Origin of the sequence: Kibdelosporangium phytohabitans, from assembly GCF_001302585.1 — a bacterium.
In the GTDB taxonomy this organism is placed as follows: domain Bacteria; phylum Actinomycetota; class Actinomycetes; order Mycobacteriales; family Pseudonocardiaceae; genus Kibdelosporangium; species Kibdelosporangium phytohabitans.
In genome coordinates, this window is sequence record NZ_CP012752.1 from 9,483,605 (window position 1) to 9,497,584 (window position 13,980).

The following is a 13,980-nucleotide window of genomic DNA, read 5'->3' on the forward strand; positions in this document are numbered from 1 at the left end:
AATTGAAAATTTAATTTATGGCAGGCATTTAGCCTGGTGAGGCATGCTGTTGCGACAAACGGCGGACGAGGTCCGGGAAGGAACGCCCCATGGCACCGAAGCGCACGACGGTCCGGGACCTGCGCCGTCACAACCGCTCCACGTTGCTGTCGAAGCTGTTCTTCGACGGACCGCTCAGCAGGCACGAGCTCAGCCAGCTCACCGGGTTGAGCGCGGCGACGGTCAGCAACGTCACCGGCGAACTGGTCGACGACCGCCTGATCATCGAAGCGGGCCTGGTCGAGTCCGACGGTGGACGGCCGCGGGTGCTGTTGCGCGTGGATCCCGCGTACGGCCACGTGATCGGGATCGACGTCGGCGAGACCGGCGTCAAGGTGGAGCTGTTCGACCTGGCGATGAACCGGCTCGCCGCGGCCGAGCACCCGATGACCTCGCCCCGGCCCGACCCGGCGGAAGTCGCCGCGCAGATCGTCTCCGGGGTCGGCGAGGTGCTGCGCACGTCCGGCATCGAGCAGCACACGGTCCTCGGCATCGGGGTCGGCGTGCCCGGCACGGTCGAGCAAAGCGACCCGGTCGTGGTGCACGCGCAGACGATCGGCTGGGAAGGCGTCGCGCTCGAGCAGTTGCTGCGCGCGGGCGGGATCACCCTGCCGCTGTTCTTCGACAACGGCGCCAAGACGCTCGGCCAGGCGGAGATGTGGTTCGGGGCCGGCCGGGGCGCGCGGCACGCCGTGATCGCGTTGATCGGGTCCGGTGTCGGCGCGGCCGTGATCGCGGACGGGACCACGTACCGCGGGTCCACCAGCAGCGCGGGCGAATGGGGCCACACCACTCTGGTCTACGACGGCAGGCAGTGCCGTTGCGGCTCGCACGGGTGCCTCGAGGCGTACGTCGGCGCCGAGGGCATCCTCGATCGGTACCGCAAAGCCCGTGGCGGGCGCGACATCCCGGGCACCGACGAACAGTCCCAGTTGGACGCGCTGGTAGCGGCGGCCGTCCGGTCGAAGACCGCGGCGAAGGTGCTGGAGGAGACCGCCGGGTATCTCGGCGCGGGGATCGCGAACCTGATCAACCTGTTCAACCCGGAGCGGATCGTGCTGGGCGGCTGGGCGGGGCTGTCGATCGGCGGCCGTCTACTCCCGACAGTCCGCCAGGTGGCCAAGGCGCACGCGCTGCGGCACCCGTACGGGGTGACGTCGATCGAGCTGTGCCAGCTCGGCCCGGACGCGGTCGCGGTCGGCGCGGCGACGCTCCCGGTCGCGGCTCTGCTCGACGAGGGCGCCGATCCGCGCGTGAACACCGAAGCCGCTTAGGCGAAACGAAAGCAGGGCCTGAGTGGACCGGCGTGCGCCGGTCCACTCAGGCCTCCCCTGCCGGAGGTCTCTCGCCCCAGCCGGGTCCACGGCGCCCGATCCTCCACTGTGGACGTGGCAGACTGGACCATTCGAGCCACATCCGCGAATTGGGTTGTGACACGGGCCACGCGCAGGAAACACCGCCGACCCGGCGGCCGTCAAGGGCCGCGACGCGCATCCAGGCCCGTTCCGAGGCTCACCCCTGCTGGTCAGAGCCTTGTTCACATCTTTTTTTGAGGTTAAAATAATAGGGGGCGGCGACACCGGGTCACCGGCCGGTCATGCCGGGTGTTGCCGCCCTGGTCTAGACCATGCATACTGCTGACGTCCTCGTCGCACCCCTGTTTCGTTCATTCAGTGGCAAAACTGAATCGGGTCTCGCACACCCCGGATGAGAACGCTCTCGCAATCCCTGCACGAGAGGTGACAATGATGTCCATCCGCCTGTCCCCACGGCGGAACCGGGCGACAGCTGTGGTTTCCGCCGCTGTCCTGCTCGGTTGCCTGCTGGCCGGCACCGCGCTCAGCACGCAGGCGACCGCCGCCCCGGCCCCGGACGTGAGCATCGCCGCGACCACGTTCGCCGACGAGTTCAACGGCCCAGCCGCAACCGCGGTCGACGGCAGCAAGTGGAACATGGAAGTCGGCGACAACGTCAACAACCACGAACGGCAGTACTACACCAACCGCACCAGCAACGCGGCCCTCGACGGCCAGGGCAACCTCGTCATCACCGCGCGCCGCGAGAACCCGGGCAACTACAACTGCTGGTACGGCCGCTGCGAGTACACCTCGGCACGGCTGAACACAGTCGGCAAGTTCAGCCAGGCCTACGGCCGGTTCGAGACCTGGTTGAAGATGTCGCACGGCCAGGGCATGTGGCCGGCGTTCTGGATGATGGGCACCACCGGCGGCACGTGGCCGGACAACGGCGAGATCGACATCATGGAGAACGTCGGGTTCGAGCCCAACACCTTGCACGGCACCATCCACGGCCCCGGGTACTCCGGCGCGGACGGCATCGGCGCCGCGTACAACGGTCCCCGCTTCGCCGACGGCTTCCACACGTTCACGCTCGACTGGTCGCCGAACCTGCTGGTCTGGTACGTCGACGGCCAGGAGTACCAGCGCCGCACACCGGCCGACCTCGGCGGGCGGACGTGGGTGTTCAACAACCGGCCGTTCTTCCTCCTGCTGAACCTGGCCGTCGGAGGGTACTGGCCAGGCGATCCCAACGCCGGCACACCGATGCCCAACACACTCGTGGTGGACTACGTCCGCGTCACGGACGCACCTGGTGGAGGCGGCGGCCAGATCACCGGCCTGGCAGGCAAGTGCGTGGACGTGGCGGGCGCCAACAGCGCCAACGGGACCGCCGTCCAGATCTACGACTGCAACGGCACGGCCGCGCAACGCTGGACCCGCAACGGCAATCAGCTGCAGGCGCTGGGCAAGTGCCTGGACGCGGCAGGCGGCGGCACAGCCAACGGCACACTGGTGCAGTTGTGGGACTGCAACGGATCCGGTGCGCAGCAGTGGGCCGTCAGCGCAGCCAACGACATCGTGAACATCGCGGCCAACAAGTGTCTTGACGTCACCGGCAACAACTCGGCCAACGGCACCAGACTCCAGCTCTGGGAATGCACCGGCAGTGCCAACCAGAAGTGGAACGCCGCTGTGTGACGTGTCTCGACGTCTCGGGCGGCGGAACCACCAACGGCACCGTCGTGCAGATCTGGGACTGCACCTGCGGCGCGAATCAGAAGTGGAACGCTCCAGCAGCCTGACCCTGCACAAGTTCGGAGTGAGTATGTTCAGACGGAGAATCGCCATGACCGTCAGCGCGGCGGTCGCTCTGGCCGTGATCGTCCTGCCTTCCGGAACGGCGAACGCCGCCACCGGAGCGGTCACCGGCCTCGCGGGCAAGTGTGTCGACGTGGCGGGCGCCAGCAACGCCAACGGAACCGCGGTCCAGCTCTACGACTGCAACGGTACAGGCGCCCAGCAGTGGAACAACACGGGTTCGCAACTGCAGGCACTGGGCAAGTGCCTTGACGTGTCCGGCGGCGGGACCGCCAACGGCACCGTCGTGCAAATCTGGGACTGCAACGGATCGGGCGCGCAGAACTGGGTTGTCAGCGCAGCCAACGACATAGTCAACACGCAGGCCAACAAGTGCCTCGATGTCGCTGGCAACAACTCGGCCAACGGAACCCGCCTGCAGATCTGGGAATGCACGGGCGCGGCGAACCAGAAGTGGAACGCGCCGGCGAGCGGCGGCGGTGGCGGCGGCGGCGGCGATGGTTTCGTCGTGAGCGAGGCCCAGTTCAACCAGATGTTCCCCGGCCGCAACGGCTTCTACACCTACAGCGGGCTGGTCGCCGCGCTGAGCTCGTATCCCGGCTTCGCCAAGACGGGCACCGACGTGACACGCAAGCAGGAAGCCGCGGCTTTCCTGGCGAACGTGCACCACGAGACCAGCGGTCTCGTGCACATCGTCGAGCAGAACCAGGCCAACTACCCGCACTACTGCGACTGGGGCCAGCCCTACGGCTGCCCGGCGGGGCAGGCGGCGTACTACGGCCGTGGCCCGATCCAGCTGAGCTGGAACTTCAACTACAAGGCCGCCGGTGACGCACTGGGCCTGCCGTTGCTGACCAACCCGTGGCTCGTGCAGAACGACGCGGCGGTGGCGTGGCGAACGGGCCTCTGGTACTGGAACACCCAGCGCGGGCCAGGCACCATGACCCCGCACGACGCGATGGTCAACGGCCGCGGCTTCGGCGAGACGATCCGCAGCATCAACGGCAGCATCGAGTGCGACGGGGGAAACCCCGCTCAGGTGCAGAGCCGGGTGAACAGCTACAACCGGTTCGTCGGCGTCCTCGGCGTTCCCGCGGGCGGAAACCTGTACTGCTGACCACAACACTCGGGACGGCACTCACCGGGCGTGTGGGTGCCGTTCCGGCATATGATCCCCGTGCTCGAAACCGAAGCCCTGGGGGTAGGAGATGAAACCGGTAGCCGTCCTGGACGCCCCGTCCAACCTCGGACTGCGCATGCCCGCGCCGGGAGTGGTCCCCGGCTGCTACAAGATGGCGGGCGCGCTGCGGGACCAGGGACTGCTCACCCGGACAGGCGCACGCGACGCCGGGTACGTGGTCCCGCCGCGCTACGACATCTCGGAGTGGTCGCCCGGGCAAGGACTCTTCAACGCAGCGGGTATCGCCGAGTACACAGCGCGACTGGCCGATCGAGTGGCTGCGCTGCTGGACAATGACGAGTTCCCGGTGTTGCTGGGCGGGGATTGCAGCATCATGCTCGCGCCACTGCTCACCCTGCGCAAGCGCGGCCGTTACGGACTGGCCTACTTCGACGGCAGCGCGGACTTCCTGCGGGCGAGCCAAGCCAACCGGGTCGGTGCCGCCGCAGCCGAAACGCTCGCGCTGGCCACCGGGCGCGGGCAGGCCGACGTGACCGACATCGGCGGGCACGGACCGTACGTTCAGGACAGTGACATCGTGGTCCTCGGCAACCGCGACGACGACGAGGACGTCCCCAACCTCGCCGAGGCGGGGATCACCGCGTGGACGTCTTCGCAGATCCAGGCGGAGGGCCCCGGCTCGGTGGCGGCGCGGACGTTGGAGAAGCTCACGAACCTGGACGGGTTCTGGCTGCACCTGGACGTGGACGTCCTGGACATCGAGGTGATGCCCGCCGCGGACGCCCCTGATCCCGGAGGGCTGCAGTACAGCGAGCTTCTCGACCTGCTGCGGCCGATGCTGGCGCATGAGAAGTGCGTCGGGGCGAACCTGGCGATCTACGACCCCGACCTGGACCCGGACGGCCGGTACGCGGCCGAGCTGACCGACGCTCTCGTCACCGTCCTGGCGCGGTGAGCGGCAGCAGCACTTCGCCCAAGCGTGTGAACCGGTGCTCACCGCTGTCGCTGAGCACCGGTGACCACAAGCTGTCAGAACCGGACCGTCACAGTGTCCACGTCGAACAGGAACCCGGTCCCGCCGGCGAACACCAGGAACAACGCGCCTGAAGCCGAGCCGCTCAGGTTCGCCGACACCGTCTGGAAGTTCTCCCAGCCACCCGTCACCGGAACCGTGACCGAACCCAGCAGCGTCCCGGTGGCGGAACCGGACCGGACCTGGATCGTGCCACCGGACCCGGCAGACGAGATCCGGGCGGAGATCCCAGTCGCACCAGCGGTGTTCACGGTCGCGTACGCCGCCCAGTCACCGTTCTCGATGTACCCGGCCGTGTAGCCGCCGCTGGCACCGGCATGCGCGGCGGGCTGAACGCCCGAAGTGGACGAGAATCCTTCCCCTTCCACTGTCCTTGTCGGACCGCCGGTCGGTCCCGTGTTGATGGTGTACGCGTCGACGTCGAACAGGTTGCCCTGTCCCGTCACACCCTTGAAAACCAGGTAGAGCGTGGTCGTCCCGGACGGCACGTTGCTCAACGCGCCGGTCACGTTCGTGAACGTGTCCCAGCTGCCGGTGTTGGCGATCTGGACGGAGCCCAGCAGCGGACCAGCCGGCGACCCGGTGCGAACCTCCATCGTCCCACCAGGACCACCGGACGACACCCGGGCAGTGACGCTGACAGCCCCGTTCATGGCATAAGGCGTGAAGGCCACCCAGTCGTTGTTGTCGATGAACCCGACCGTCGTCCCGCCCTCGGCAGCGCCGTGCTGGGCCAGCTGGACCCCACCGGACTGAGTGCTGAAGTGCTCACCCTGGCGGTGCCGTGGTTGCAGGATGTTCTCGTGGTGCGTGGTCAGGCCACCGTTGTCGGTGTACTCGGCGTCGAACGCGCCGAACACGTTCGCCGCGGGGTCGTGTTCGCCGTCGATCGGGACAGGAATCGACCCTGTGCAGCCGTTGCGGGACGTGATGTCGTGGCGGTGGCTGTCGTGGCCGAGCTTGTACGTCACCTTCACACGGTCGCAGTCGATGGCACCGTCCTCGGGATCGGTGACGTTGACCTGGTAGGAGACCGTGTCACCGAACGAGAACAGCTGGCCGTGTACAGGAGACTGGAACGACACCGAAGGCGCGGTGTTGCCCACGGTGATCTGCACGTTGGCCGAACCGGTCGACCCTTGCGGGTCACGGACGGTCAGAGTCGCCGTGTACTTTCCGTTCGCGGTGTACGTCTTGGACGGATTCGCTTGTGTGGACGTCGTCCCGTCACCGAAGTTCCAGGAGTACGTCAACGCCCCGCCCTCGGGGTCGTTGCTGCCCGCGGAGGAGAACGTGACAGCCAACGGCGCCTGGCCGGATGTCCGGTTCGCCGAGGCGACCGCGACCGGGTTGCGGTTCTGGCCGCCGATGTACTCGACCCGCCAGAGCGCTTGGTTTCCGCCGCCCGTTCCGTAGTCGAGCACGTACAACGCGCCGTCCGGACCGAAGTTCATGTCCATCACCTGGGTGCCGGTCCACGGGAAAGCGCCGATGTCGCCGACGCCGCCGCTGGCCGTCACCTCGATCGCCTTGATCCAACGGCGGCCGTACTCACCCGCGAAGTACCTGCCGTCCAACGACTGCGGGAACTTGATCGCCGAGTTCAGGGCGGGGTCGTGGCGGTAGACCGGGCCGCCCATCGGGGATTCCGACCCGCCGCCGAACTCCGGCGGTGTGCCGCTGTCGCCACTGTACTTGATCCACGACGGTTTGGCGGGCGGCAGCGTCTGCCGGCCCGTGTTGCGGAACGAGTTGTTCGCCGGCCCACCGGCGCAGTCGAACTTGGCGCCCGACGGCCCACTGGGGAACTGGTAGTGGTTGTAGGTCTCGTCGGTCGTGTTCGTGCCGGTGCAGTACGGCCAGCCGTAGTTGCCGGGGCCGGTGATCCGGTCGAACTCGACCTGGCCGTTCGGGCCCCGGTTCGGGTTCGTCGCACCGGAGTCCGGGCCGTAGTCGCCGAGGTAGACGATCCCGGTCGCCTTGTCGACGTTCATCCGGAACGGGTTGCGGAAGCCCATCGCGTAGATCTCCGGGCGGGTGTTCGCCGTGCCCGGGGCGAACAGGTTGCCCGACGGGATGGTGTACGTGCCGTCGGCCTGGGGCTTGATCCGCAACACCTTGCCGCGCAGGTCGTTGGTGTTCCCCGACGAGCGCTGGGCGTCGAACTGGGGGTTGCGGTTGGTCCGTTCGTCGATCGGGGTGTAGCTGTCGGACTGGAACGGGTTGGTGTCGTCTCCCGTGGTCAGGTAGAGGTTGCCGGCGGCGTCGAAATCGATGTCGCCGCCGACGTGGCAGCACTGGCCTCGGTCGTTGCCCACCCGCATGACGATCTTCTCGCTGGCCGTGTCGAGCGTGTTGGCCGTGGTCAGCACGAACCTGGACAGGTAGAGCTCGCCCTTCCACCTGTCCCAGTCCGCCTGCGTGCCCTCCGCCGGAGCGTCTCCGTCCGGAGTGGACAGGCGGGGCGAGTAGTACAGGTAGATGAACCTGTTCGTGGCGAAGTTCGGGTCGGCCGCGACGCCCTGCAGGCCTTCCTCGTCGTGGGTGTAGACGTTGAGCTTGCCTGCCGTGCTGGTGTTTCCCGCGGCGTCGGTGATGCGGACTGTGCCGTCGCGGGCGGTGTGCACGACGGACCTGTTGGGCAGGATCGCCAGCGACATCGCTTCGCCGAGTTCGTTCGGCCCGAGCGCCAGCTGCACCTGCTGGTAGTCGCCTGGCGGGATCACTGATCCCGCGTTGGCCGCGGGTGTGGGGAACATGATGGCGGCGGTAGCCACGAGTGCGGCTGCTGAGCCACACCGGCGCCGCCCCGGGGAGGGGGCCATCGGTGTCCTTCCTGGACCTCTACTGGATGCGGAATGCCTGGAGTTCGGCGACCTGCCCGGCGGGCCAGCCGGTGTTGCCGGTGAAGTTCAGCCGGAACAACCGCTGTGTGGTGGCGGGGAAGGTGATCGTCACGGTGTTGTGTGTGGCGGGGTCGAACGCGTATCCCCGCGAGGGGACGACAGTGGTGTCGCCGCCGTGCACCGTGATCGTCTGGGTCCGCGCGCCCCACGACGCCGGGACGGCCAGCACGAGCTTGCTCACCTCGGCGGGTGCGCCGAGGTCGAGCGTGATGGACTGCGGGAACGAGTGGTTCGTGCTTTCCCAGTAGCTGGACTGGTTTCCGTCGTTCGCGTTGCCGGCCGGGTAGCCGCCCTGGTTGCTGCTCGCGGTGATCTGCTTGCCCAACGCGAGGTTCGGGTTGGCGGGCGGGATGCTGCCGCCGGTGAACTGGCTGACCCAGTGACGGGTCCGGTCCAGGTAGGCGGTTTCCGCGTCGGCACCGGTCCGGCCGTAGGCACCCTGGTATGTCAGGTAACCGTGCCCGGCGGGCGGGTTCGACCGCGCGGGTTCGATGATCGATCCTTCGTGCCATTCGTTGAAGGACGTCACCGAGACCCACGACGGCGTACCGCCGGTGGCGGGGTTGAGTGCGTTGCTCCACTGCCTGTCGTACATGGCGCCGTTGTCACGGCCGACGGTCGGCGTGGTGTTGCCCGGCACCGCCCGGTCGTCGATGTAGCCAGGTGCCACGGACGGTGCCCACACCAATCCGTTGGCCTTGCAGAAGTCCGACGCGTTCCTCCAGCCGGGCGCGGTCGCTCCGGCTATGCCGTCGTAGGTGTACATCCCGCCGAAGTGGGCGACCCGTGACGGGTCGGTTGTCTGCGCCAGGACGATACTGCTGGACTTGACCTGCTCCAACGCGGTCCAGTCGGTGATGCGCAGGCTTTCGAAGACGTAGAACGCACCGCGGTTGCCCCACGCCGCCGCGCGGTAGAACGCCGGGCTGCCGCCGTACTTCGAGTTGATGTACTCGATGTCCGCGACCGTGGACTCGGCGGTCCGGCCCGCGTACGGCTCGAGGTGCCAGGCGACCTTGATGCCGTGCCGGGCCGCCGAGACGAGCAGTGCGGGTGTCACACCGTCCTCATAGGACCCTTGGCCCCACCAGCTCGTCACGATGGTGCCCGCGCCGGACTGCTGGATCATCCGCATGTGCCGGTCGATCACGGCGGTGTCGCCGGAGTCGTACGCGCCGAGCGTGGGGTAGAAGTCCGCACCGACGTCGTCGGGCGGGGTGTGGCCGCCCTGTGGCCAGTGCCGGTAGGAGCCGTGCACCGACGGGCTTCCGTACCACGGGTAGTAGAAGAGATGAACGTCAGCCGCGACCGCTCTGACCGCCACATCCGCGGACGCCGCAGGCGCCTGCACGATGACGGTCGCGAGCAGTAGGACCAGGCCGACAATGCTTCGCAGGGTTCGCATGTCCGTCCGCCCTCACTCCAGCTGGCGCCGTTGCCAGTTGCGAGGCATAATAAGTTCAGCGCCCTAACTAAAGCAAGATGTGAACGACATCGTGCAATTCCCGGCCGACATCGGACCGTCCTCCCGGAGCGGGCAGCCCACCGGATTCGTCGGCGGCGCAACGAATCGGCGTTACGATCGGCGCCCATCGGCCGATTTCACCGGTTGATTATTTGCCTGATTACTCCGTTCGTATGAGCCAAGATCCGGCCCAACGGTGCGCCGGTAACGGCCATATGCCCAACCCGTATCTACGGATCGCGTGGGGAGCTCGCCAGGAGCTCAGGAGAGGGAGGACGAATGTCGGCAGGGCCGCAAGTCAGCCCAGAGACAACCGAGTATCCGGCAACCGTGCCGGGTGTCATCCGAGTGCTGCTCGTGGTCGACATGGACCTGTTGCGCGACGCACTCGCGACACTGTTATCAGACCAGCACGACATGGAGGTGGTCGCCGACTTGAAGTGCGATGACAACGTGGTCCCGATCGCCGCGAGGATGCGGCCCGACGTCGTGGTGATCGACGTGGACCAGCCCTGCACCCGTGGCCTGACAATGGTTCCGGAACTGCGTGCCCGGATGCCGCACGCCCAGGTGGTCGCACTGGCCGCGGCCAGGCCACCCGGTCTGGTCCAACGCGCGCTGACCGCCGAGGTGCTCGGCCTGGTCGACAAGAACGCCTCCGCACAGCGGCTGCTCACCGCGATCCGCGGTGCGGCACGGGGTTCCCAGGTCGTCGACGTCAACCTGGCGGTCGCCGCCCTCGCCGCGGGGCCCAACCCGTTCACCCCCCGCGAACTGCAGGTACTGCGGTTAGCCGCCGACGGTGCCTCCGGACCGGAGATCGCTACCCGGCTCTCGTTGTCCAAGGGAACCGTGCGGAACTACCTGTCCAAGGTGATGAGCAAGACCTGTGCCCGCACCCGGATCGACGCGATCCGGATCGTGCGTGAGGCGGGCTGGTTGTGAGTCCCAGCTGCCCCACAGGTCCCGGTACAGCGGCGACCGCTGCACCAGCGAGGTGTGGTCACCGACGGCGGCAGTGACCCCGTCGAGCACCAGGATCCGCTCGGAACGGCGCGCCGAGCTGATCCGATGAGCCACCACGACGAGCGTTCCGCCCCGCCGCGCGAACGCTTCCTCGGCACGCCGTTCGGCCACCGGGTCCAGGTGGCACGTGGCCTCGTCGAGCACCACCAGACGGGCCGGGCTCAGGTACGCCCGGACCAGCGCGACCAGCTGCCGCTCCCCCGCCGACAACTCGGCGGGGTCCAGCTGGTCGCCGATCCTCCCGACCAGCTCACGCGCCCCGACGGCGTCCACCGCCGCGTCGACCATGGCGTCCGTCGCGTCGGGCCGCAGATAGGTCAGGTTGTCCCGCAACGGGCCTGTGAACACGTAGGCCTCCTGCGGGATCAGCACCCGGTCCGCCGCACCCAGTTCGACGGCGCGCACACCGCCGTAGCTGACCGTCCCGGAGTCCGGGGCCCGCAGCCCGCAGATCAGGCTCGCCAGGGTGGACTTCCCGATCCCGCTCGGGCCGACCACCGCGAGGTGCTCGCCTCCCAGCACAGTCAGGTCCAGATCACGCAGCACCGGCTCGGCGTGCGGCCCGTAGGCGAACGTCACGTCACGCAGGATCAGGTCCTCGCCGTGCCGATCGGCCCGGCGCGCGAACTCGACCGGCGGCGACGTCGTCTCGTCGAGGATGCGGCCGAGCGTGACCACGTACCGCAGGCCGCTTCCGCCGACTCCGGCGATCACCGCCTGCAGCGCGGGTTGCAAGCCGGACACGACGTACGTCAGGCCGCCCATGATCAGACCGGCGGTGAGCCCCTGCCCGGCGAGCCACGGCGCGGCGACCAGCAGCACGATCAGCGGCAGCCAGCCACCGACGGCGAAGCACATCGTTCGCAAGGCGGCGACCCTGGCCAGCGCGCGCTCGGCGTCGGCCTGGTCCTGGATCGGGCCGGAAACCATGGCGGCCGCGTGCGTCTCCGCCCCGCACGCCACCACGTCACGCGTCGCGGCCAGCACCGACCCGGCGGTGGCGGCCAGCCGCTCGTCGGCCAGCACGGACACCCGCTGCTTGGCCGCGGCGAACCCGAGCGTGGCCAGGAACGCGCCGAACCCGAGCAGGAAGGGCGGCAGGATCAGCAGGACGATCACCGGGGCGAGCGACAACAAGCCGACGACCACGCCTGCCAGAGTCACCAGGAACGTCCGGATGACCACGATCAGACCGGCGTACGTGTCCCTGACGACCTCGACCTGCCGCGTCAGCCTGGCCAGCGCGCCTTCGTCGGGCCGCCCCGAAACGCTCTTGTACAGCGCGCTGCCGACGACCCGGCGGACCAGGTCGTCGCGGAAGGGCTCGACGAGCTCACCGAGCCGCTGGAAGACCTTGCGCGACCCGGCCGACCCGATCACCGCGGCCACCATCAGGCCTGCCAGCCAGGCGAACCCGACGAGCGGGCGGCCCGCGAGGAACCCGTCGTCGACGGCGTGGGCGACCGCGAGTCCCGACACCGCGGCGGGCACGGCCTCCGGGATGGACCAGCCGATCAGCGCGAAGACAGGGCCGCCACGCAGTGCGGCGATGCCGAACCGGATCTCGCGTTTCACGCCGCCGCCCCGAACACAGTGCGGTACTCGGGGTCGTGCCAGAGGTTCGCGTGTGTGCCGAGCCCGCGCACCCGGCCGGAGTCCAGCCACACGACGAGGTCGGCGTTCGCCGCGGTGGCGACCCGGTGGGTGATGATCAACCTGGCGCGGTGGCCGTGGCCTGCGGTCAGCGTCCGGCTGATCCGCATCTCGGTCACCATGTCCAGACTGGACGTGGCGTCGTCGAGCACGAGCAGGCGTTCGGCGTTCCACGCCCGCGCGAGGCCGAGCCGTTGCGCCTCCCCGCCGGACATCGGCGCGTCAGCGAGGGCCGTGTTGTACCCGCGCGGCAGGCGGCTGACGAACTCGTGCGCGTGGGTCGCCTTGGCGGCAGCGCGGACGCGATCCGGGTCGTGCCCCATGCCGATCGCGTCGGCGACCGTCCCGCCGACCAGCACCGGGCGCTCGAAAGCGCACCCGACAGCGGTGCGCAGCTGGTGGTGCGTCAAGTACTTCACCGGGACGCCGTCGAGCAGGACCTGTCCCTCGGCCGGGTCGGTCAGCCTGGCCGCGACCGCCGCGAGGGTCGACTTCCCCGCACCGGACCGGCCGACCACCGCGATCGCCTTGCCACCGGGCAGTGTCATCGTGACGCCGTCGAGGACCGCTTTGTCTCCCTTGTGGACGGTGACGTTCCTGAACTCCAGCCTGCCGTTTCCCTCGTTCAGCCACAGGTCGCCGTAGCTGGGCGGGCGGACGCCGAACACCTCGGCGGCACGGCCCGCGCCGGCCTTGGCCCTGGCGAGGCGGCTGAGGACGCTCGTCATGCCACCAAGGCCGGCACCGATCACCGCGTACTGCAGCGCAGCGAAGAGCTCGCCGGGAGTGATGCGGCCGTCGAGCAACGCGACGCCTCCGGCGGCCAGAACCGAGACTGTCACGAGTGGACCAACCACCCCCGCCTGCGCGACCGAACGCGAGAGCACTTGCCAGCTCGCCATTCCCTGGTCGTGCAACGCGGGCAGCTCGCGCAACACGCGGCGTTTCTCGTCGTGCAGAGTGCCGGCGGCCGCGATCGTGCGGGCACCGGCGAGAGATTCGGTCAACCTGGCCGCGATCCGGCCCTGCACCTGCTGGTACGAGGTGATCACGCGGGCGGTCCGGCGGGTGAAGGCCCGCAGCACCAGCGCGACCAGCCCGACACCGCCGAGGAAGGCGACCGCGAGCCACGGGTCGATCACCACGAGCAGGGCGAGGCTGCCGGCAGGTGGCAGCACCGCCATCCACACGGTGACCACGGCTGGGCCCGCCTGTGCGGCGTCCACGGAGTTCCCCGACACCCGGGTGACCAGGTCACCGGTGTCGAAACCGCGGTCAGGGCCGGCCGCGAGCAGGTGCCTGATCAGGCGTTCGCGCAGCCACGCGGTGGTGTCCGCGACACACGCCACGCCTGCGAAGGAGTCGACGAGATCGGCGACGACGCCGACCGCGATCAGCACGCCCGCCACGACCAGCCACATGCCGGCCGAGCCGCCGGTGACGATCGAGTCGACGGCTTTGCCGAGCACAGTGGGCAACGCGAGCGTACCGATCGTACCGACCAGGGCGGATGCGCCGATCCACGGCAGCCACCGGCCGCCGTGCCTGGCGATCTCGCCGAACGTCGTCACCCGGACTCCTATAGTTGGGGGCGCGAC

At 68.8% G+C, this 13,980-nt stretch carries 9 protein-coding genes and 1 pseudogene; 6 read left to right on the top strand and 4 right to left on the bottom strand.

Going from position 1 to position 13,980, the window contains the following annotated elements; all coding sequences use genetic code 11:
* The first annotated feature begins 89 nt into the window (after positions 1-89).
* The 5 genes from AOZ06_RS42300 (at position 90) to AOZ06_RS42315 (ending at position 5,254) form a co-directional block, all read left to right on the top strand.
* Positions 90-1,313 carry an ROK family transcriptional regulator gene (locus AOZ06_RS42300; RefSeq protein WP_054294504.1) on the top strand — a complete coding sequence of 408 codons (1,224 nt, stop codon included), beginning with the start codon at positions 90-92 and terminating at the stop codon, positions 1,311-1,313.
* 474 nt (positions 1,314-1,787) lie between these two features.
* On the top strand, positions 1,788-3,038 hold the full coding sequence (locus AOZ06_RS42305) for a glycoside hydrolase family 16 protein (RefSeq protein WP_054297329.1): 1,251 nt from the start codon (positions 1,788-1,790) through the stop codon (positions 3,036-3,038).
* Positions 2,996-3,142, top strand: coding sequence for an RICIN domain-containing protein (locus AOZ06_RS55360; RefSeq protein ID WP_083472298.1), 147 nt, complete (start codon positions 2,996-2,998; stop codon positions 3,140-3,142). Before AOZ06_RS42305 ends, AOZ06_RS55360 begins: the two co-directional genes overlap by 43 nt.
* Positions 3,143-3,186: 44 nt before the next feature.
* Positions 3,187-4,275: a chitinase gene (locus AOZ06_RS42310; RefSeq protein ID WP_225953035.1), complete on the top strand. Its 1,089-nt coding sequence runs from the start codon at positions 3,187-3,189 to the stop codon at positions 4,273-4,275.
* A gap of 91 nt (positions 4,276-4,366) precedes the next feature.
* On the top strand, positions 4,367-5,254 hold the full coding sequence (locus AOZ06_RS42315; protein ID WP_054294505.1) for an arginase family protein: 888 nt from the start codon (positions 4,367-4,369) through the stop codon (positions 5,252-5,254).
* A gap of 74 nt (positions 5,255-5,328) precedes the next feature.
* Here the strand turns inward: AOZ06_RS42315 and AOZ06_RS42320 are convergent, their stop codons facing one another.
* Together AOZ06_RS42320 and AOZ06_RS55365 are read right to left on the bottom strand one after the other, a co-directional pair.
* A complete protein-coding gene (locus tag AOZ06_RS42320; RefSeq protein WP_054294506.1) occupies positions 5,329-8,091 on the bottom strand; it encodes a carbohydrate-binding protein in 2,763 nt (920 codons plus the stop codon).
* 85 nt (positions 8,092-8,176) lie between these two features.
* On the bottom strand, positions 8,177-9,643 hold the full coding sequence (locus AOZ06_RS55365) for a discoidin domain-containing protein (RefSeq protein WP_083472300.1): 1,467 nt from the start codon (positions 9,641-9,643) through the stop codon (positions 8,177-8,179).
* Between the two features lie 339 nt (positions 9,644-9,982).
* On the opposite strand from AOZ06_RS55365, the gene AOZ06_RS55370 reads away from it, so the two are divergent.
* Positions 9,983-10,648: a response regulator transcription factor gene (locus tag AOZ06_RS55370; protein ID WP_083472301.1), complete on the top strand. Its 666-nt coding sequence runs from the start codon at positions 9,983-9,985 to the stop codon at positions 10,646-10,648.
* Between the two features lie 219 nt (positions 10,649-10,867).
* On the opposite strand, the pseudogene AOZ06_RS42330 reads toward AOZ06_RS55370, so the two are convergent.
* Both AOZ06_RS42330 and AOZ06_RS42335 read right to left on the bottom strand, forming a co-directional pair.
* Positions 10,868-12,121 (bottom strand): annotated as a pseudogene (locus AOZ06_RS42330) (ATP-binding cassette domain-containing protein); the annotation flags it as partial.
* Between the two features lie 179 nt (positions 12,122-12,300).
* Positions 12,301-13,953: an ABC transporter ATP-binding protein gene (locus AOZ06_RS42335; protein WP_054294508.1), complete on the bottom strand. Its 1,653-nt coding sequence runs from the start codon at positions 13,951-13,953 to the stop codon at positions 12,301-12,303.
* Positions 13,954-13,980 lie beyond the last annotated feature (27 nt).